This is a genomic window from Halobaculum limi (assembly GCF_029490015.1).
GTDB lineage: Archaea > Halobacteriota > Halobacteria > Halobacteriales > Haloferacaceae > Halobaculum > Halobaculum limi.
In genome coordinates, this window is sequence record NZ_CP120468.1 from 38,585 (window position 1) to 60,430 (window position 21,846).

Sequence of the window (21,846 nt, forward strand, 5' to 3'; positions counted from 1 at the left end):
GTCTGACGTGTGAGTGATGCCCTCCAGACGAGCAGTACTCGCCGGGATCACTGGCGGCGTCGCAAGCAGTCTCGCCGGGTGCGTCGGAACCAGCGCGAACGCAACCCCAGGCACTGACGAGAATACGGATTGGCCGATGTTCGCTGGCAACAACTACGGGACAGGGTACGTGCCGACGGCTGCCGCCCCTCGTTCGGACCCGACCGAACGCTTCAGTGTATCACTCGAAGGAGACCCACTAGGCCAACCGATCGTCGTGGATGGCCGTGTGTTCCAATCGACGTGGTACGGGCTCGAAGCCTTCGACGCCGAGACCGGCGAATCGCTCTGGACCTTCCGAGATGAAGAACCCGAGGACACCGCTGTCGAGTACCACCCGCCGGCCGTCCACGACGGCGTCGCGTACGTCGGCACGGAAGCCGGACTCGTCGCACTCGATGCAGCCTCCGGTGCAGAGCGGTGGCGCGTCGAAACAGAAGGCCGAGTGTCTGCACCGCCGATTCCGGGCTTCGACTGGACGAACCTCTATGTGGGCACCGTCGAGGGAGAGGTCCTCGACGTCTGGATCGACCAGGATTCGTCAGTGTCGCCCGGGACTGTCGAGTGGAGAGACACGGTGTACGGCGAAATCTCTCAGCTCGTCACGCCGAACGCCGCAGGAGTGATCGCGGGGACGACTGGCGGTGACGTGTACGCGCTGTACAACGGTCGAGGGCTCTGGAGGGCGAAAGCACCGGGGATGATCACCGCAATGAGCGCCGAAGCGGGGAACAACCTGTACGTCGCGACGTTCGGCGGCGGCGTCCTTCGACTTCGAACCGCCGCCCACGCCGGCCGCGTCCGGTGGCACGCTGAACACGGTCCGATCGCAGAGGGATCGCTCATTCGGGCTGCTGGGGGCGTGTACGGCGTGGATGGCGGCGGCCTCTCCAAGTTGGGCAGTGACGACGGAGCCGAGTTGTGGACCGCTCCGAGGGCCACGCCCAGCGTCCCCGCAGCCGCCGGGGATACGCTATTCATCGGTGGAGAAGGTGGTCTCTGTGCGTACCGACTCTCTGGTGGGATCGGCGTTGGGAGCGTCCGTGCGAATCCGCGTCGGTGGACGTACTCACTCGAGGGTGGCTCTGTCTCAGGCGTGAGTGTCGCCGACGGCGCAGTGTTTGCTGGCGTGAGCGACGATCAGCGGATCGTCGCTGTGGACTGACTGACGGTGACCCGTTGGCGGACAGCTGCCCTGACCAGAGCAACGCCTACACGCAGTGGTGCAGACAACCAAACGATCTACCAGCGGACCTCGTCTCCGACGGTGACCGTTCCGGATTCGACGATTCGAGCGTCGAGTCCGCCACGGTGGACGAGTGCGTCTGCAGCGTCGGGCTGGTCGGCAAGCGATTCCATATAGCCACAGGGCTCACACAGACCTGTCCCCTCGAACACCGCCTCACCGACACGAAATCGTGTGCCGACCAAGTGGTTCAACGCCACCCCACGTGTCGTGATATTGCGACGGTGTGCGCCGTTTTCCAGATGGACGTCGTACTCCGCTGCAGCGGCAGCCAGTGCTTCAGCCTCGATCAGCGTCACGTCGCTCGGGTCGAGGTCATCCTGCTCGTTGTAGATCCCCTTGCCGTGGAAATAGCGATCGCCTTTGAGTCCGCGGTCCGCGACGGCTTCGACCGCGTCTCGCGCCGCCGGTTCACCGCCAGTATCGGGTGCGATGTGGATCGCCTCGACAGCACCAGTACGAGTCCCGCCAACCGCCTCTTCATACGTCTCGCTCATTGCTCGAACCACTCTCTCGAGCTGCAATAACTACCCGGGCACACCGTTCCGGAGGGAGAAACACGCGGTAGTCCCATTCAGTCGATTGTGCCGTGTGGTGATTTCCGCTGTAGTCACAACGACGGGGGGATGCTCCACCAGCGGAGGAACTCCGGACTACTCTCCGGGCTGCCTTGGTAAACCGTTGAGAGAGGGGTCCGCAGCAGCAGAGGTATGGCAACCCAACCGCAGCTGCGGCGCTTCTCTCTATCCAGAGGAACTGATTTAGCGATAACGGCCGCGGAAGCGGTGGCCCGGTCAAGCTAGAATCGACGGGCCACGCTCAACAGAGTTCAGACTACGCACAGACAGGGCTCGCTGGAAACAGCCAGCCGAAGAGCCTGACGACGAGGACGCCGTCATCGCTGAGAACATCCGACACTACACACTCAACACTTTTCCAACACTATCTGAATCAATGGAGTATGCCCTCCAGACCGAATGCGCTTATCATCGGAATGATTGTTGCAGTACTGGGATTGGCAGCAGTCACCTCGGGATTGCTCGCTGGTGTCTGGACCGTGTTTTACGTTGGCCTCTCGTTCGTCAATGTGGGTTCTGCAGCCACCATCGCAGCAGGAGTCACTGGAGTGACGCTCCTGACGGTCGGATATCTCGAATACAGACAGATTGGGACAATAGAGCGTATTGCTGACGCCAAGCGTGTAGGTCGGGACACCGAACCAGCGGTGTACGACGTGGTGACACGCGTTGCGGCACAGCTCAACGTTCCAGTGCCGACGATAGCCATTTCTGAACGACAAGCCCCGGAAGCGTTGGCTGTCGGATTTCGGCCAGAGAACATCCACCTTGTGTTGTCACGGGGGACGCTCGACGCTCTCGATGGAACGCTCGAATTGGAAGCGGTGATCGCTCACGAACTTGCCCACGTCAAGAACCGAGACGCGATGGTGATGACGCTCGTGTCGCTCCCTGTGCTTCTCGCTGGTGGACTCAAATCCCGACTTGCCGAGATGGAAAATCCGGGCTGGATGGTGGCCATTATTATTCCGCTGTCAGTGATCGCAACGAGCGTCTGGATTATCGGGAAGGCAATTACCGCTCGATTATCCCGTGTTAGAGAACAGGCTGCTGACCGCGTCGCAGCCGAGGTGACTGGTTCCCCAGCTGCGGTCGCGAGTGCGCTCAAACAGTTAGACGAGGATATCGCAGAGACGCCGGCGCGTGACCTCCGTGAAGCGTCGGGTATCTCGTCACTGTCGATTCTCCCACTGGAGCCTGCAGAACTCGAGAAGGTGATGCTCGGCCCAGAAGGGACCAAAGAACCGTCGTACTGGTGGCTTGAGCAACGACTTCATCGGGTCGAACGCTGGCTCTTCCGAACCCATCCGCTGACAGAAGATCGCATCGAGCGGCTCTCGACGGCCGAACGCGAACAAGAACAGCAAGGCGGGCCAACAGTGCAGTCGTGAGTACTACCGCCTGACACAGTCTATCGACCTCTGTTGGAGGCCTCATACACAGACAGTGGGGGCGTGCTGAATACTGGGCGTGAGTCGGTCAGAGCCATCGGCACCGTTTGCTCGCCACAGGTGTAAACATCCCTGCTGCAAGTGGGAGAACGCAGTCCGTATTTATGCCTCGCGAGAAACGACACACACGATGCCCTCCATTCTCGACCAAACTGTGTTCAGCGAGCCCTCCGGTCGTCCCCTTGGACTGGTCTATCTCTGTGGAGCACTCCTGTTATCGGGGTCGTATGGATACTACGTCGTCGTGAGAGATTTCACGCCGGACAGTTTCGTACTAATTCTGAGTGCCGGAATGGCCCTATCCGGAATTGCAGAGTCCCTGCCGAAACCTCGCCGACGGGCAGCTGGTGTCCTGCGACTCACGGCGATATCCGTACTGGTGTGTCTTCTCGTGACCATCTTCTTCGCGCCCGAACTCCTGACTGAGTAAGAGAGCCGGTCAGATTGCGTTCACTGCTATTGGGTGGCGATGAGGACGCCGGCTGACTCGGAGATGACCTCGACATCGGTGAGCGTGAAACCCGCATCCACAAGGAGATTAGCGATGGTTCCCATCGGTGGCAGCGTCTCGTACTCGCTCGGAGACTGCACTGGCCCGAAACGCATCTTGTCGGCCACCGCGACGCACCGCGGATTCAGCGACGCGAGCCCGTCAATGGCGGCGCGGAGTTCGCCCTCGCCTCCCTCGTCGTAGGCCATATACAGCGCGTAGCTGGCAACGACGACATCGACCGGCTCCTCGACGTTGGGTTCACGGAACGACCCGTGGTCGAACGAGACGTTCTCGATGCCGCGCTGCTCAGCCTTCTCTCGGGCGTACTGGAGCCACTCGTCGTAGATGTCCCGTCCGACCACGTGGTCACACTTCGGCGCGAGTCCGAGCGCGACAATACCCGTGCCCGTCCCGATATCGACCACGGTATCGCTAGGCTTGATTGGCGCGTCCGTGACCAGATATGACAGACACCGCTGATACACCTCGTCTGCCTCGCTATCCGCGTCGTAGTCCATCGGAGTGTAACCGTGAGACTCGCGTTCGGTATCGGTCATCGGTAGGGCGAATAGGCTGTGCTGGATGATAAGCGTCTCAAGAATCATCGCTGACACGTCCGACCGGCTCGTGTTCTCTATTTACCACGGCCTCAACAAACTGTCAGAAACCAATACTGTCAACAGATCTGTCCGTGCTGAATCCGGGCGCGAGTCAGTGAACGATTTGTATTCGGGGTTGAAGGTTCGAATATGGCCAGTCCCTCCATCCGGTTTGTCCTGTGCCTCATTATCGGCCTGTTCACCGGAAGCACTCTTGGGATACTGTTCGTCCCAGACCCAACAGGGCTAGTCGCATTCGGCCTTGCAGCAGTGTGTACTGCAGGGGTTACCGGCTATCTGTTCCGAAGCGACTGGCTCCGTGACTAGCTGACCGACACCCTCTGGACTCTGTTGCAACCCCCAAGACTGGCAGATATCGCGTGCTTGAGAAACCAGCGCTCTCACAACCCCGGCGGATTCGAAGGCCTTCCATCCCTCACGCAGTAATGAGGTCGGGTGCCAAGAAGCCGATCACGAGGAGACTCACGAGTACGGCAATCGCCGTAAGTCGCAGGACACCAGCTTCCCGTCGACGGGGTTTCGGCAGGGATTCGGCAATTCCGGAGAGGGCCATCCCGACAATCACAAACAGTACAGCGTAGAGCGGTGTCGCCCCTTCTACAATGACGTAGTACCCCTGCTGCCCAGCCAGCAGGAGTGCGCCACAGAAGAAGACCAGTCCAAGGAAACGACCAGAGGGCTCACTGAACAGCGTCTGGTCGATGATGGAGGGCATCGAGCGCATATTTACTCACGTGGAATAAATATGAACTGTGTTCGCCCGCCTGCTGCAGGGATGTTCATAGCTGTGCTGAGCGAACGGTGGTGAGGGGGCTGACCAACTCACACTCTGTGTTCAGCACAGCCACAGAAATCTGCCCGAACACTGCCAGAAGTGGTGTGCAACACTCAGAGCATCCAGCTACTAGGTCAAGAGAGCAGGGTTGCGGAAACACCCCCAACAACGAGTAGAATACTCAGGCCAGTTAGCAGAGGGTCATTTCCGAAGAGTTCCCGCAGAAAGAGACCAACTAAGGTCATCTGAACGCCAACGAGCATTCCCTTCGCGTTGGAGGGCTCCATTGTACAGCTCAAAATCCATAGGCTGTACAACATTCTTCTGGTGTACAGACAGCAAGCCCAAGCGGATCAGTGTCGTGGAGTACGGGAGCCGACTAATGATCGATTCGCAGCACCGATCTATCGGCTGTTTCAGACAGAAACATCCCTAAAATAGGATTCTAATAGAGCCATACACCCGTACTCAGCCTGCAGGCTCGCGGAACTCAGCCTCCACGTATTGTGTAGCGTTCCGTCCAATAGCACTCTCGCGCGTGCTTTGAGTGCGCGGTCATCAGGTGGCCGAACTTGGAATGTTGATTCGCCGCGAGCATCTGGTTGGGTCGGCTGCAAATCCGTACTCCAAGACTCCACGATATTCCTTGCCTGTCCTCGAATTCGATTTGGAACGTCGTGTTCTCGGCAACCCGGTCTCCAACATTCCGGACTGCAGCCTCCACAGTTGCTCCTCCGTCCTCCGACACAGAGACGACGAATCCGAAATCATTCAGCAAGGTCGTGGCTGCCGGTCGCCTGCGTGCGACCGGGAGCGGTGGGTGGGGAGGTGGGGTTTGGGTCGGCCCGGCGTCGACGAACAAGGAGCCGCCCCGCTACGCTACCCCTCCCACCACCGGCCGCGCTCAGGGAACGAGACGTCACTCCATCCCGTCACAGCCACCGAGACGCGCCCGTTGTACCAGTTCTTCGCCGCCGCCCGAATCCGCACACGCTCGCCTTCGTCCATCCACGGTGCATCCGACGCCTTCCACACCGTCACCTTCACGCGACCGCTCTCGTCTTCGAGAAGCCCGACTTGGGCTATTTTCGAATTGCTCGGCTGCCACAATTGACTCACAGTCGCCTCAACTGTCACCTCTTTTCGACTCACCTCCTCCAACATCCCAATCGGCACGACCGTCCCCGCCCGCGTCTGCTCTGCCTCCAGCACCCGCAGACTCGCACTCATCAACCCCTTCCCACTGCGCACCTCCTCGGCTAGCCGCCGACTCACAGCCGCCCGCGTCCCGCTCTCGCGCACCTTCGCTGTGATCCGCGCCGCCTGCTGATTTACCGCCGCCAGCTCCTCACGGGTTAACGCCGCCCTCGCATCACCCGGCTCAAACGCCGGGTCCACGCTTGCTGCCCGCTCTCGGAACCGCCGCGACCGCTCAACTGCCCCATGCTCAACTGTCACCCGCGTCCGCCGCTCTCGTTGCGACGTCTGCACCTTCTGTCGCTCGTGCGTCCGTGCAATCTCCGCTTCTCGCGCTTCCCACCGCTCCTGGGCTTCAAGCGTCAGCCCGTATGGGTGGTCCAACTCACCCGTCCCATCCACCTTCGCGATCGCCTCCGAGTCGATCTTCGCTTGCGTCCGCAACTCGACTGTGGGCCGCAGTTCCGGCCGCTCGTCCACGATGCCCTGCTCCTGTTTCTGTTCCGATGCAACCGTTTCACTCCGCACGTTTCGTTTCATAGCTATCTCTGAAGCCGCTCTCGCTCGCGCCTTCGCGCCCTCTTGGGCGCGAGTGAGAGCGCGTCAGCAGGGAGGCCCCAGCCAGCCACGCGCGAGGACCCGCCCGCCGCGAGCGTCCACGGGAGTATGCGTCGCGGGAGGAGCCTGCGAGTCCCCGGCGGATACCTCGTGGCGTCGAAGGCACACGCCCGGACCTCGGCGGCGAGCCTGCGAGTCGTCGAGGAGCCCGGACTGGTCAGTCGCGAGCGATGCGGCCGGCGAGCGGAGCGAGTCGGACGCAGGCGGCGGGCGGCAGCCCGAGCGGGGCGAACCGTCGACGATAGCGGACCACCCGCATCGATCGCCGATTACGTCAACCTCGCGGCGCCGACGCTGCGCACTCAGCGGGGTGGGATTGGAAGGGGCCGCCGGGTCGACGAAGACGGGCGATGCAAGGACCGCAGGCGAACACCGTGAGGCGAGGACCATAGCGAGCCCCTCGAGTCGAGCCGGCGGGGGCTTGCGCGGACCGCTCTGTTACCGTCATCGAGCGGTGAACTGCCGGCGTTGAGCAGTGAATGCAGAAGATATGTTCGGCACCCAGTTGGGCTTCAGTTCATCCGAGAGGTGGCGAATCCGCCGATAGATAGCTGCTGCGTATGCAGCACACGACGGACCCCCTCGAAGGAGAACATCGGGAGTCTGTGGGGTAAGGCAGTTCACACATCACGTACAGTCACGGTCCCCCTCATATTGAGAGCATGCAAGAGGCACAGATACGGGTACGCACCTGGTTCCTCAAACGTATGAACGAATGGCTCTTCAGGGAGGACATCACCCTTCCGCACCGTCAGCCAGTCCTCGACCGCAGCCTCCGCCGAGTCGAACCCCCCACTGGCGAAGTACTCACCGTTCTCTGGGAACTCTCTATCGTCACCCTCAGGAATCGCCTGTCCACCGTCCTCACCGGTGACGGAGTGGGCGATTCCAGTCCCATTCACCCAGCCGACGCTGTCACCCGGGCGAACCGTCAATGACTCCGGGTAATAGGACAGCAGGCCCATCTGCACGATGTGGTCGGTATCGGGCTGGACGACCTCGGGAGGTGGTGGTATCTCGCCTGCCGGTGTTCGAACGACGATCGTTCCGGCCATCGTGTCGAAATCCTCGTGCGGCAGGCAACAGTACTGGTAGTGTCCAGGGACGGTGAACTGGTGCTCAAAGCGATCGCCTGGACCAAGGAGTCCGGAATCCGATTGGTCGGCTCGAGCGGCGATTTCAGAGTCGAAGCCACCGCTCGCAAAGTAGCTCGCCTCGTCGGGGATTCGGCCTTCGTAGGCTGTAACAGTGTGCTTGAGGGTCTCGATGTTCCACCACGTGACCGTCTCACCGGGGTCGATGACGAGCCGACCTGGTTCGAACCAGTTGGGCTGGACATCTACACGGGGCTTTGGTGGTGGCACTCCAGGGAGCGATGTGGAACAGCCCGCAGTCCCGACGAGGCTGGCCACACCCACTGTTCGGAGTAGTGACCGTCGTGTCCACCTCGCCATTTGGTCAACTCTGACTCCACTGGGCAATATCTGTTGGGGAGGTGCTATTATCAAAGCATAGTCAAACGAGTCACAGTAACCAACTGATATATGGAACTTCTGCATTCAACAGGGGCAGTAGTTCATACGACAGAGTGCGTCACGTCCGCAAGAATCGAAGTTCGACAACCGACCCAGTTGGGTCGTTGTCCGTGATCTGGAGCGAGCCACCGCTGTTCGTCGCCATCCAGCGGACGAACCACAGCCCGAGCCCGTTGGTATGCTGCAGTGGCGACTCTTCCCCAGCAACGACTGACTCTCGTTCAAGCGCTGGAATCCCCGGTCCATCATCAGCGACACGAACCACCACAGCATCCGCCTCGTCGTCCAGCGTGACCGAGAGGTGAACCGACGGATGCTCGCCACTGTGTGTTACGGCGTTGTCAACGAGCTCGTCGACTGCCAGTTCGAACGCTTCGTGCACCCGTGCCTCTGCGACGGCCGGTGTATCAACTGAGATGGACGCATTCGGATAACTCAGCTCTGCCTCCGACGCAATATCAGTAACATACTTCGCCACGTCGATAGTCGTCAGCGAGTCGGTCGCGTTCGGGTCCAACACGCTCTCGAACTTTCGAACACTTTCAGCGAGTTCGAGCAGCTCGTCGCTGGCAGTTCGAATGGTTGTAGCGCCTTGAGAGACCGTCTCATCACGTGTCTCTCTGAGGAGGGTGTCCGCCCACGCCTGGATGATATTCATCTTATTCCGCAAGTTGTGGCGGAGCACACGGTCGAACACAGATAACCGCCGTTCACGTTCTTTCAGTTCGGTGATGTCGCGCCCGACGCAGACCAACTCTTTGGCATCCTGAGCAGAGAGCCCAACAGAGATCGTTGTCTGGAACTGTCGTTCTTCGCCGGTGTGGTCGACGATGGTCGTCTCCACAGTCGTCTCCGGTATCTGCTCCGCAGAGAGTTTGCTCGTCGCTACTGCTAGTGACTCAGCATGCTCATCTTGGAACACGGTAGAAAGGTGCTCGCCGATGAGCTCCCCTTCTGGTGAACCGATAAACTCAGCAACTGCTGTGTTGAGTGACGTGAACGTCAGATCCTCATCAAGGGTGTATACGAGGTCGTTTGTCGTTTCGACGATACGCTCGTAGCGCCTGAGTTCCTCCTTGCGTTCTTTTTCATCAGTAATGTCCTCAAGCAGGCCAACTACCCCAGCGATCTCGCCATCGCTGTCTCGCATCGGGGCAGTCGTGAGTGCCACATCGACGAGCGAGCCGTCTTTTCGCTGGCGAACCGTCTCGTAGCCCACGGCTGGCTGCTCACCTGTAATGACGTCAGTTCGCAGTTCGTCGAACTCTGGCCGTTTCGCCTCTTGAACATTCGGAAGCGGTTCGCCAAGGGCTTCTTCCTCAGACCACCCAAAGATCTGCTCACATCCCTTACTCCAGAGCCGAGTGATGCCATCCTCGTCCACTGCGAGTATCCCGAGCGGTGAGGCATCGAATACGGACTGAAGCAGGTCTTTCGTCTCTTTGAGTTCGTGTTCGCGTTTTCTGCGGTCGGTAATATCTTGGACCGTCCCCCGGTAGACAGCGGGCTCAGACTGGTGTGGTCTTCCTCGGACGTGTGCCCACCGAATCTCTCCAGATGCCGTCCGGAGCCGACACTCCAGTTCCTGTGGCTCACCGGTCGCGACTAATCGTTCGAACGCCGCACGGATATCCGCTTGATCGTCAGGGTGGTAGAAGCCGAACGTCTCATCAAGGTCGAATTCAGTTCGTGGCCAGGTGCCAACCAGTTTGGCGAGCCCTCTGGTGTATTCAACCTCACCAGATTCAGCGTTGACTTCCCACCCGCCGATGTCGGCAATAGCCTGCGTCTGGTCAAGAAAGTCGACCAGTCGCTCTAATTCACGCTCTTGGGCTTGACGGTCAGTGATATCTTGAATAGTCGCGACAACGCCGATTCGATCACCCGACTCGTCAGTCAGGGGAGCGGCATTAATTGAAAGCCAGCGTGTCTCGCCGCCCTCGGCAATACCGTGTTCGTAGCCTCGGACAGTCTCACCCGTCGCCATCACGCGACTGAACGGGAGGTCCTCACTGTCGATTGGTTCTCCTTCTGCTCCAACGATCTCCCAGCTTGGTTCGTCAAACGTGCGACCAACCACCGCTGAACGCTCCAGCCCGAGGACTTCTTCAGCGACTGCATTCGCGCGGACAATCTGCCCATCAGCATCGAGTAATGTGATTCCGATAGGACTCGCTTCAAACACTCGTTCGAGCGTCTCGGTTTCCTCACGCAATTGCTCCTGTGCTTGTCGCTTGGCTGTAACATCGGACTGAAAGCCAATGTAATGCGTGAGTTCCCCTGTGTCATCGTACACTGGAGAGATTTCGAGGTAATTCCAGAACGCGGACCCATCGTTTCGATAATTTCGGAGCTCGACGCTTACGGCTTCGCCCGCCTCAATAGCATCGTGAATCCGTTGAACTGGTTTAGGATCAGTCTCTTCACCCTGCAGGAATCGACAGTTTTGCCCGAGCACGTCCTCGCGCTCGTATCCAGTAATCTCCACAAACGCATCATTGACGTAGGTCAGCGGCTGGTCGTGAGAAGCGTCGGCGATGGTGATGCCGGTCGTCGCATCATCCATCGCCCGCCGATACAGCGCGAGTTGTTGTGACTGCCGACGAGTTCGGAGTAGCGACGCAACACGCGACCTGACGACTGCTTTCGCTGCCGGAATACGGAGTGCATCGTCAGCCACTCCGCCCAATCGCTGGGAAGCTTCCTGTCCGTCTCGATCCCCGACGAGCAAGAGAACTGGCAGATGCCGTTTGCCATGTTCGTCTTTTCGGTCTGCAAGCGTGTCAGCGACCGCCTGGTAACTCGCTGCGTCGACGATACAGAGGTCAAATGTGGGAAGTGGTTCGTCGGTAGTCGGAGCTGCCTCAACAACCTCATACTCACCAAGGAGGTCAGCAAGCAGCTTTCGATTGCGCTGGCCTTGGACGACGAGGAGAATCCGCTCGGTCCCTGTCGATGAGTCGAGCCCCGTCTCCCCACCGAATACTACGTGCTCGTCACTCACTGTTACTGTTCGTCCTCCACCGTGGGTGTTCCAGTCAGGACACCGCGAAGATTGTCAAGCGGTTCCCCGATATGAATCCCGTCAGTGTCGATACGGAACGAACGCAAAGTAGACTCAAACGACCCGAATCGCTTCTTGAGGACACCGGCGGCCTTCTGTATGTCACCGCGTACCTCGATGTATCGAAGGAAGAAGATATTGTCAGCAAGATAGCTTACGTGGCTGTCTGAAGCGCGGAACCCACCAGTGACGTCCTGTATTTCATCGGTTATCACGACTGTCACGCCAACATTACGGAGGTACCGTGCCAACGCGTGCAGTTCTTTGCGCAGGTCGCTTCCTTCTGCGTGGAGGCTCAGTTCGTAGCCAGCAGTCCCATCGATGAGCACGAACTTTGTATCGTGTTCTTCGACATCGGTCTTGACTCGGTGGGCAAACTCATCAGCGGACAGGGTCAGGGGTTCGATAGCTTCGACAGCCATCGTTTCTGACTCGAGATAGTCACTGACTGAGAAGCCGACGGCCGCCGAGCGGTGTTTGAAACTCTCCTCGCTTTCTTCGAACAGATACAGCGCCGCTCGTTCGCCGCGAGCGGCGAACGCCTGTGCAAGTGTTGTCGCGGTTGTGGACTTGCCAACGCCACTCGGCCCTGAAACAAGCGTGATGCTTCCTCGTTCGAGGCCGCCACCGAGTAACGCATCGAGCGATTCGACGTTCGATGACACCGTTTCGAATGCAGATTCATCGTGATGGTTCTCCGGACGGATCTTGGGGAAGATCCGGATGCCTCGACCCTCGTCGATTCGGAATGCGTGGGTGCCGCTTTGGAAGTCTGATCCCCGGAGCTTTTCGATTTTGAGGAATCGTCCTTCATCGGTCCGCGAGATGGTTATCGAGCCGTTACAGAGGTATTGAAGACTCTCATCCGCCTGCTGTGCATCTGGTTGACTCGTGAATAGCGTCGTCGCGCCTGTGTCCTTGAGATAGCGCATCAGAGAAGCGGCCGTCTGATTGAACTGATATTCATCAGGAGAGAGATGGCGTAACTGTGAGAGAGGATCGATGACGACACGAGTTGGCTGGTGCTCTGTGACCGCTTCAGCGATAGCCGATGTTGTCGACTGTCCTTCAACCTCACTCGGCGCGAGCACCGAATATGCCTCGTCATCGAGGAATTTGCCACTCGTTGGACTCAGGTCAAGTACGGGTATATCTGAGAAATCGAATCCAAGCGTCGCAGCGTTTTCGGCAAGCTCAGCAGCCGTTTCCTCAAATGAGATATAGAGGACGTGTTCTCCGTTGGCGACTCCTTCAGCAAGAAAATGGTATCCGAGAATTGTCTTTCCCGTCCCAGATCGCCCACGGATCATATACGTACGGTTGGAGACGAATCCACCGTTGAGCAGCGTATCGAGACCATCGATTCCCGATGATATCCGAGGACGATTATTCATCTTACTTTTTACCGTTTAGATCCTAATAAGTCTCTTGAATCATCATACGTGAATATTTGTTAATAATTCTCATCGAATGCATCGGTGATGCGATCCTGCTCGACAGACACTACTTGACTTGTATCGGCAGCAGGGATGTGCTGACTGTCACGCTGGTACTACAGTCCCTGTGCTCGGCGAGCCAACCACCGTCACACCAGTCGGCGAGTAGACGAGTGTATCACCGTTCTTCCCTTTCCCATCAATGCTCGTCTCGTTAACCGAGAGCGTCGCAGCCGGCGTCCCCAAGTCAGCAGTGTTGGTGTCTCCCAGCAGTACTGCTGAGTCGAGATTGATATCGCCGTTAGACTCGAGTACGACACCTCCGCCAGCATCGAACGTCGTTCCGACAGCGGAGATGTTGCCGTTGGTACTGGTGACCGTGATATCTCCGTTGCCGTTAGACTCGAGGATACCACCACTGATGTCGATATCTCCTTCGGCAGTCAGTGTGATCACATCGCCATTCGCTCTGAAGTCAGCTCCTGAGGTTATCGTTTTCGCGGTGATATCAACCGCTGCACCGTTCGTTCGTACTTCCCCGACGGAAGGGTAGATCACAAGGTCGGTTGATGGGTCGTTGTACCCGCTTTCGAGTTCTTCCTTGGTCACGATTGTCTCGTTCTCGTCGTACACACCGTTGCCGTTCGCGTCGTCGAACGCACTTCCGTCTCCATCCCCATCCTCAGGGGCCGGCGCGGCGTCGATGTCGACAACGGTGACTGTGAGTGTTGTCGTATCGGTGTTCCCAGCACTGTCGGTGACCGTGAGCTCCAGCGACACCGTCTCATTAGCGGAGACATCATCCGGTGCAACGTACGTCGCATTCGGTGTGTTCGTCCCGTCCTCGGTGATCGACCCGGAACCGCTCGCGATCGCCCACGAGTAGCTTGTGATATTCTCCGCGTTGGTCGTGCTACCGGACCCATCGAGGGTAATGCTGAATCCCTCTCCAACTGCTGGGGGTGCAGCTGCGTCGGCGGTCACGGTGGACGATGCAGCCGGCGTCGGGAACGGAGTAGGCGTTGCTGTCGACCGGAGCGTCTGATACAGGCGGTCACCAGTCTCAGCTGAGACGAGGAGGACGTCGATATATCCGGAGAACGTGTGTGACAGCCGGACGCTGTCACCAACATCGAACGAACCGTCATCGAGGCCTGTCCCGTTCACTGTCGGGTCAGCGAGTGAAACTGGCCCTCGACGGTCCCCACCGCTGCGAAGGAGCAGCCGCGCTGAGTCGGTCTCGACTGAGGTCGTGCCGACGTGGGTAAGGGTGACGTTTGACGCCGTAACTTCGGTCTCGAGACTGAGCTGCGTCCGGTCCGACTGGGCACGGAGTTCAGCAGTCCCGAGAAGGACGCCACTCCCAGCTGTACTAGCGACGACGACGACAACCCCGACGAGCAAGACCGTCCCGATCGACTCTGTCGCGGCTCGATTATCCATATGGTCCCCGTGCACGACGGTGATTGCTGCACCAGCGTGCGAGTTACAGTGAACAGTACGTTCCAGTAAACAACTCTTTTGGTCCGTTCACTCAGCAATAGTGTCAGATTATCTCAGAAACACAGGTATGTGAGTACGAATAGTGTACGCCACTGTGCGTCAGTCGTTCTCCGATCGAGGGCAATCGACGGTGATCGGGTTCATCCTCATATTTGGTTTTCTGGTCGTCAGCTACTCCATCGTCCAGGCGTATGTCGTTCCAAATCAGAATGCGACGATTGAGTACAACCACTATCAAGAGGCGCGGTCAGATATGGTGGATCTGTACGCTGGGATCGTCTCACTGAGCGCGTCTACACAAAGCGGGCAGGTGCTAGTCCCAGTATCGCTCGGCACTGAATACCCCGCTCGGCTGTTGTTTCTGAATCCACCGCCAGCATCTGGGCAACTCGGCACGTCAACACCCGGGTCGCTTCAGATCAGAACGGTCAACGGCACATCGAACACGACAGAGATCTGTGGAGGAACGTCGACATCGGGTCTGACATTCACGCCGGGGTATTACGTCTCCTCGCAGCCGTCTATCCGGTATGAACACGGCCTCTTGTATGTCGATACCAACGACGGAGGATACGCGATTATCGATCACCAACCCGTTGTAGACGATACCTCAAACACGATCAACATCTATCGCCTTACTGGGCGGTTCGAGACGCGAGGTCGATCGACGACGCTGCCAGTCGAGCTCACGGGGACCAAAACCTACGGCCTCACAACGGTCAAGATAGAGGATAACGGGATCACCCTCCCGAGTAAGCTCCCCGCGACGGAGTGGAACGATCACATCCTCCCACCATCGATCGACGCGACTCAGAACGGCAGCAATATCGATCTCTCCGGGTTCAGTGGCGAGGAGTATACACTCCGGTGTTACACCGTCGGACTCGGCGAACAGCCACCAACGGAGTTTCGACACTCGACCACGAGGTGACGCTCGGGGGAAGTAGGGTCGAGCCGGCAGTGACAATCAGTTAATTTTGCGTATTCATCACGCTAAGAGAGCAGGAGTACAGAAACAGCGGGATCAGGACTCCAGAGGACGGCAACCGACTACAGATTAGTTCGCGACTCTCTCGTACACGCTGAGCAAGAGACATCGGCCCCACTGCAGTCATCCGGGTGGGATTGGAAGGGGCCGCCGGGTCAACGAAGACGGGCGATGCAAGGACCGCAGGCGAACTCCGTGAGCCGAGGACCACAGCGAGCCCCGCAAGTTGAGCCGGCGGGGGCTTCCGCAGACACCGTTGCAGACCCTCACACGCCGTTTGACGCCGTGCATACTTGCTGGCGAACGGATTGCGTCTACTCGTGCCCACAGACCGCCAGTATCTCCAGATCACACCAAGTGGCGAGCCGCTCCCTGCCGACCGCATCACCGACCAGTTCGAACAACTTCATCGCGCCGTCGGCGACCACACGATCGAGATCTGTCTCGTCAGCGATGGCGAGGACGTCCACTACTTCATAGGAACGGCCACGGCCGCCTTCGATTCACTTCGCCGCGTCATCAATCGGATTATCCCGGATACGTACGCTCGCGAGCTAACGAACACCGACCCACTCGAACACCTGCTTGATGACACAGCTGCTATCGCCGAACTCAACGGGGTTGGCGAGCGCCGGCTTGACTGGCAGACCCGTCTGCGCCCACCCTCGTATTCGGATGCGCCCGAGCAACACGAGACGTCGCGGATGAAAGACGCCCCCGGCCTTCCGCTCGCCTCTATCGCAGAGGCACTCGCTGCCAGCACGACACCTGCTGCGTACCAGGCGCTGCTCGTCCCCAAACCCGATTGGAGCGGTGAAGCAGAAGCCCGCGTGCGTCGCATCGACCAAACCCGAGATACGATCGGCCAGCAGCTTGCGGGCTTCATCCTCCCACCCGAAGATGACGAGTACACGGCCGATCGACACTCGCCGAAACACTCTGCTCACCGGCGTGGTGACGCGGGGAGCATCCCCGGTACGCGCATCGACGCTATCCTCGCGAAATCCAGCGGCCACTCCTACGACGTGAATGCTCGACTGCTCGCGAGCGGGCCACAAGCGCACGCGATTGTCACTGACCTCGCAGCCACCTTCACGGCTGTCGGCGGCGACTTCTATGCGCTGCGTGCTCCGGCCGAGACCGAGCCCACAGAGCCCCTCCAAAGCGCTATCACTGACCGGCGACTTCGGACCCTCCCACTCAGCCGCCGCCTCGCGACGCACATCCCCCTCGTCAGTAATCGCTCACCGAAGATTGTCGCCGACGCGACGACCGCCCCACACTTCGCCCTGCTTGATGGCGCAACCCTCACCCAGCCTGCAAGCCGTGCGCTTGGAGCGCTCCACAGCGACCAAACCGGGTTCGCCCCACCACCCGAACAAACGCTCAGTCAGTACGACCACGGCCTCGAACTCGGCACTCCAAGGCGTCGCGATGGGACGACTGACCGCTCGACAGTCGCCCTCCCACCCAGCCTGCAACCGCTGCACACGGCGTGGTTCGGGAAGACCGGCTCTGGGAAATCGACGGCACTCACCCGTGCCATCACAGCCAACCACGCGGCCACTGCGGGCGCGGACATCTGCATCCTCCCGAAGGGCGATGAGATGGCAGAAACGCTTCTGCGCACCCACTACGCCGCGCACGGGTCGTTGGAGGACGTCTACTACTTCGACTGCAGCGAGACCCTCCCCGCGGTCTCGATGTTCGATATCCGCGATGCGCTTGCGGCTGGCGTTCCCCGAACCACCGCAGTACAGGACGTCACCGATCACTATCTCGAACTCCTCCGCGCTGTCACGGGTGCAGAGTCGTTCGATAGTGCCGTCCGCTCGCCAGACGTCATTCGCTATCTCGTGAAGGCGCTGTTCGACCCGGAGTACGGCGCAGATGCCTTCACACACCGCGATCTCGAGCAGACAATCCACCGCTTTCGTCGGGAGGCCACGCCGCCACTCGTCAGTGATGATGACCTCCGCGGGATGCTCGAGGGCGTCGCCGAAAACGACCAGCGAGCGTTCGACCATATTATGCAGGGGGTTGCCAACCGCGTCGAGAAAATCCCGCTTGACGACCGCCTCGCTCGCGTGTTCAATCACGTCTCCCGCGATGACGGCCCGCACTTCGACCTCACGAGTGTCCTCGATGAGGATGCACTCGTTATCCTTGATACGGGCGGCCTTCGCTCGAAGAGCCAGCAGTCGCTTGCACTCGTCCTCCTGTCTAAGCTGTGGACATCACTTCGAGAGCGCCAACGCCGCTCGAGCGGCGACCTCCCACTGGTTAACCTGTATGTGGAGGAAGCAGCCTCACTCGCTGTTTCAGACCTCCTGAGCGACCTCCTTGCACAGTCGCGCTCGTTCGGCCTTGGCATCACGCTCGCGATGCAGTTTCCGGGGCAGTTGCGCGAGGCCGACCCCAGGGCATACAGCGAGGTGATGAACAACGTCTCCACGCTCGTCACGGGCAATGTCGCGCTCGACACCCGACTGCAGCAACGTCTGGCGACTGATGAGACGCCTGCTGAGGAGGTGGGCACGCGACTGCGAGCGCTCTCTCGGGGTGAATGGCTCGTCACACTTCCCGCCCCATTCAACGAGCCAGAGCCACAGCCGTTCGTCGTGAACTCACTGCCGTTGCCGGCCGGGCACCCGGATGCACCACGTGGGTTCACCGACGCCCGCGAGTGTGCGTTCGACGCTGAACACGAAACAGCCTGTCTCCGAACCCAGAACGAGTCAGCGCTCACGCTCGACGAGACGGGAACCGCGGACACGGTGGGGGTGGCGAGCAAACCTGGCAGTGACCGACCGACTGGGCTCATCGACTCTGCGTTGCCGTTCACCGACCGCCTGCCGAACGGGGTTCGATACGAGGAGACCGCCCACGCCATCGCCTGTACGGACTGTGACGGACTGTATGAGCCGACTGTCGAAGGCATCCGTAGCGCCGTCGACTGCTGTGGAGATCTCGAAAAACTCGACCGTGACCAAGTCCCTGTCTGTGCGCTGCCGCTCACGATCTCTGAGGGCGACCGTATCGCCTCCGGGTGTACGCATCAGCAGCTGCTCTTTCTCCAGGCAGTGTATGCGGGCCAACACGGCCGCCTCGACCCGCTCGCGTTCGACCTGCGTCGCGACGGGATGAACACGCTCCAGCGTGACTGTGGGCTCGGCGAGGCGGCTGTCGAACGCCTCATTGACGCCGGCCTCCTCCGCCACGACACCGATGCACCGCGGACGCTCTACACTGTGACGCCTGCCGGGCGGGAGATCCTCAACGAACCGCATCGCAGCGGTGACGTGCACGGCCACGGGCTTGGTGACGTCGCGGAGTCGAGTCTCCACACGCTGATGGTCGACCTCGGGCGGCGCTACATCGAGCAGGCGTTCGTTGCCGACGCGGACTCTGCAGCCGTCGAGGTCGACACCTACTACGATGTCGACGGTGGAGACGTCCGGTACGACGCCGTCGGCCTCGACAGCGAGGGGGCGATTGTCGTCACGCTGGAGGCCGAGCGGGCGAACAACGACCGCTACACGGCGGCACCGGCTGACTACGACAAGCTTGCCGCCCCTGAGCCGGAGGCGGCGGTCTGGGTGACGCGCAATCGGGCGGACGCGTATCTGGTGTTGCTGGCGTTGAACAACCCGAGCGACGACCACCCGCGTGTCAAAAAAGAGTACAGCGAAAACTCACCGCCGAGTCGCTGGCAGATCGACGAACCGGGCTTCACCGAGATTCACACCGCAGGGACGCTGGAACGAGACCTTCGCGACGACTGAGGGTTCGGGGTCGCGTCGTCGGGTGCACACCACGCGACGAGACAGCGGCTGTCACTATCGGTTACGACTACCGACTATCCACTTCGGTGTCTGTGCGTACTCGTCCCCCGCGCTGGATGTGTCGACTGCAAATTATGAGCGGGGGATACGAGGGTGCTGGTTGTACCCTCTGTTCGTACACCCCTTCGAGAGGCCTCCTCGCGCCCGGTTTACGGCATCGCTGATAGCGCTATCCCTGGGCTGGCGGCGTACAAACCCCCGTATCCTCCGCTTTAGCGTGATACAGGGGGTGTGACCGAGCAATCGCAGTGATCGGGTGTGTCTCTGTCGTCGGCGAGTATGGTGTTTGGCCACGTCGAGGCCTGAGACAGCCAGCATCGCAGTCTCGCTGTTGTAGATGTTGGCTCGATCTGGCTCCGTGATTCGTACACCCCTGGATCCGGGCGTTTCGGATGCTGAGCGGGGCTTTCGCTGATCGGGATCGTTCTGGGCGGTGAGCCTCTGCCCAGCCATCGGATCGTCCGTGTGTGGGGTGTAGGGCTCCGTTTGGTCGTGTTTCGGTGCTTCACTCCTGTGCCGTCGATGCTTGAGCCGCGTCGCTGATCTGCCGATACACCGTCTGAGTATGGCTATTTCGGCACATTCACGTCGTCGACGCGGCGTCGTTGTCAGCCCGCCCTGATTGTGAGCCTGCTGAAGACGCGTCCGTTGCGGCGTCTACCGACTGTCTGCTTGCGAGGGCTCTTGACTGATGTCGTTCGATGGTGGGTGATCTGGTAAAGCGGAGTTCGGCGGAAACCGTACCGACATCTCTTTCCCCCGATTCGCCCGATTTCAGCAGATACGCGCCTGTTGTAGAGGGTGTACGAAATCAGGGTGTGTGCAGACAGTTGGTTGACTGGTCGCTGGGAGGGTAACCACCCCTGACAAGCCCCGCTGTACAGCCATCGGATCCGGCCGCTTACACAGGACTGCCCTGCCTGTCGGCCGGCGGCGCACGTTCATTACCTCCCTTCGCCTACAGGCGGCGACGATGCCAACGCCACACCCCACCGACGCGGCCGCGAACGACCCGCGAGCAACGACGACGCGCCGGACGCTGCTGGCGGCGGGCGCACTTGCCGTTGGCAGTCTGAGCGGCTGTCTCGGACGCGTCGCGAGTGCTGTGACCGAGACGGGCGCATCGCCGGCGGCGTTCTACGCCGGCGACCGGCGTGCGACTGGCGCCGACAGGAACGGCGACGCCGACGACCGACACCGGGCGTACCACCCCAGTGAGCCGACCGTTCGACACGTCCCGTCACGGATCCGCGGTGCGGTGGGGCCGTTCGCGGGGCGACTCGACCTCGATGGCTGGACGACGACCGCCGAGATGAGAGCCCAGAACCACAACTCCTCGCGGTCGAACCGGACCCAGCCCGTCGCCTTCGATGACTTCGAGGACGATGACAGCGACGACGACGGGGTCGGCGACGGGTCCGAAGAGGACGTGGACCTCCTGTTCAACTACCTCGGCGGCGACCCGGTGATCGCCGAGCGATTCGCCATTAGCGTTCCCGATGCGCGGCTGCCCGGTGGGCGGGCGTTAGCGGACGAACTCACTCCCGCACGGCTCGTCGCCTACCTTACTGGTGACCCGGACGACGGGCTGTGTCAGGCGGCGCGACGCGGCGAGGGCGTCGTCCACCGCGACATCGCGTGTCGCAACGTACTCTCGGCCAGATTGGCCGAGGAGAACGACAAAGGGCGGCTTGTCCGCGCCACCACCGACGCCGACGGTGTCGTGGTCACCGGGACCAACGGCGACGATCCGGACGGCGCAGCAATGGTGTTTGTCGCGGAAGGCGGGCAGGAAACTGGTGGCGACGCCGACGACTGGGGGCGCGAGGTGACACCCGGCGCGGCTCGCTCTGAGGGCGAGAGTGCCAGTATGACGGCGACACTCGTCTGTCCCGTGTTCGCGAGACCGCCAGACTGCCCGACAGGAATGCCGGCGCTGCTACACCTCCGCCGCTGTCGCCACGACGGCCAGCTCCTGTACGTCGGTGGGTGGACCGTCGACGACGGGGCGCTGTACGAGGACGCCGCGACGCTGCTGGTTGGTGAGGGCCCGACCGAGGTCGTCGGTGTGTCACCGGCCGACATCGAGCGAGTGGCCGGCGGCGGCGACCTCGACGGCGACGGGTACGGCGACCTGCTCGCACAGCGGTTCGGCCGCGACCGGAGCCGCTACGGTGTGACGCTGTTCAGCGGTGTTCACGATCCGGAGTCGGCAGCGCTGCCGCGGGCGCTCCGCAGCATCGTCCGGGACCACGCGGGTGACCTACGCAATAGTGTCGTGAGCGCACTCGACGCACCCGTCGTCCATCTCGCGGCCGCCGGCGCGTCCAATGAAGTGAAGTTCAAAGCCGGTGCTGAACTGTCCGGCCAGGTGAACTAAGCGGGCGGTGGTTCTCGGTGGTTGGTCCGCAGCATTGTGCGGTTTTGCATCGCAGGTCTATCCACGAGGACACCGGAG

14 protein-coding genes are annotated in these 21,846 nt (G+C 60.4%); 6 read left to right on the forward strand and 8 right to left on the reverse strand.

The features are described from left to right. Positions 1-16: 16 nt before the first annotated feature. On the forward strand, positions 17-1,204 hold the full coding sequence (locus P0D77_RS00195) for an outer membrane protein assembly factor BamB family protein (RefSeq protein ID WP_277554092.1): 1,188 nt from the start codon (positions 17-19) through the stop codon (positions 1,202-1,204). Positions 1,205-1,281: 77 nt separating this feature from the next. Here P0D77_RS00195 and P0D77_RS00200 read toward each other — a convergent pair whose 3' ends face one another. Then, a complete protein-coding gene (locus P0D77_RS00200; protein ID WP_277554093.1) occupies positions 1,282-1,782 on the reverse strand; it encodes an MOSC domain-containing protein in 501 nt (166 codons plus the stop codon). 464 nt (positions 1,783-2,246) lie between these two features. Here P0D77_RS00200 and P0D77_RS00205 point away from each other — a divergent pair, with 464 nt between their 5' ends. Then, positions 2,247-3,254 carry a M48 family metalloprotease gene (locus tag P0D77_RS00205; protein WP_277554094.1) on the forward strand — a complete coding sequence of 336 codons (1,008 nt, stop codon included), beginning with the start codon at positions 2,247-2,249 and terminating at the stop codon, positions 3,252-3,254. Between the two features lie 190 nt (positions 3,255-3,444). Further along, entirely contained in the window at positions 3,445-3,744 is a 300-nt protein-coding gene (locus P0D77_RS00210) for a DUF8011 family protein (protein ID WP_277554095.1), read from the forward strand. A 26-nt stretch (positions 3,745-3,770) separates the two neighbouring features. Here P0D77_RS00210 and P0D77_RS00215 read toward each other — a convergent pair whose 3' ends face one another. The 7 genes from P0D77_RS00215 to P0D77_RS00245 all read right to left on the reverse strand — a co-directional run bounded on the left by P0D77_RS00215 (position 3,771) and on the right by P0D77_RS00245 (position 14,495). Next, positions 3,771-4,412 carry a class I SAM-dependent methyltransferase gene (locus P0D77_RS00215; RefSeq protein WP_277554096.1) on the reverse strand — a complete coding sequence of 214 codons (642 nt, stop codon included), beginning with the start codon at positions 4,410-4,412 and terminating at the stop codon, positions 3,771-3,773. 430 nt (positions 4,413-4,842) lie between these two features. Continuing rightward, a complete protein-coding gene (locus P0D77_RS00220; protein WP_277554097.1) occupies positions 4,843-5,142 on the reverse strand; it encodes a DUF8011 family protein in 300 nt (99 codons plus the stop codon). A 939-nt stretch (positions 5,143-6,081) separates the two neighbouring features. Next, complete coding sequence (locus P0D77_RS00225; protein ID WP_277554098.1) at positions 6,082-6,939, reverse strand: OB-fold nucleic acid binding domain-containing protein; 858 nt, start codon at positions 6,937-6,939, stop codon at positions 6,082-6,084. A 698-nt stretch (positions 6,940-7,637) separates the two neighbouring features. After that, the gene (locus tag P0D77_RS00230; RefSeq protein WP_277554099.1) at positions 7,638-8,471 is read right to left on the reverse strand and encodes a plastocyanin/azurin family copper-binding protein; all 834 of its coding nucleotides are present in this window, start codon (positions 8,469-8,471) and stop codon (positions 7,638-7,640) included. Positions 8,472-8,610: 139 nt separating this feature from the next. Next, positions 8,611-11,556 carry a PAS domain S-box protein gene (locus P0D77_RS00235; protein WP_277554101.1) on the reverse strand — a complete coding sequence of 982 codons (2,946 nt, stop codon included), beginning with the start codon at positions 11,554-11,556 and terminating at the stop codon, positions 8,611-8,613. Positions 11,557-11,558: 2 nt separating this feature from the next. Further along, positions 11,559-13,010: an ATPase domain-containing protein gene (locus P0D77_RS00240; protein WP_277554102.1), complete on the reverse strand. Its 1,452-nt coding sequence runs from the start codon at positions 13,008-13,010 to the stop codon at positions 11,559-11,561. 147 nt (positions 13,011-13,157) lie between these two features. Further along, entirely contained in the window at positions 13,158-14,495 is a 1,338-nt protein-coding gene (locus P0D77_RS00245; RefSeq protein ID WP_277554103.1) for a PKD domain-containing protein, read from the reverse strand. A 190-nt stretch (positions 14,496-14,685) separates the two neighbouring features. Between P0D77_RS00245 and P0D77_RS00250 the strand changes: the two genes are divergently transcribed. The 3 genes from P0D77_RS00250 (at position 14,686) to P0D77_RS00260 (ending at position 21,768) form a co-directional block, all read left to right on the forward strand. Next, complete coding sequence (locus P0D77_RS00250) at positions 14,686-15,486, forward strand: hypothetical protein (protein ID WP_277554104.1); 801 nt, start codon at positions 14,686-14,688, stop codon at positions 15,484-15,486. Positions 15,487-15,863: 377 nt separating this feature from the next. Beyond that, positions 15,864-19,328 carry an ATP-binding protein gene (locus tag P0D77_RS00255; RefSeq protein ID WP_277554105.1) on the forward strand — a complete coding sequence of 1,155 codons (3,465 nt, stop codon included), beginning with the start codon at positions 15,864-15,866 and terminating at the stop codon, positions 19,326-19,328. 1,033 nt (positions 19,329-20,361) lie between these two features. After that, entirely contained in the window at positions 20,362-21,768 is a 1,407-nt protein-coding gene (locus tag P0D77_RS00260; protein ID WP_277554106.1) for a hypothetical protein, read from the forward strand. The last annotated feature ends 78 nt before the right edge of the window (positions 21,769-21,846 follow it).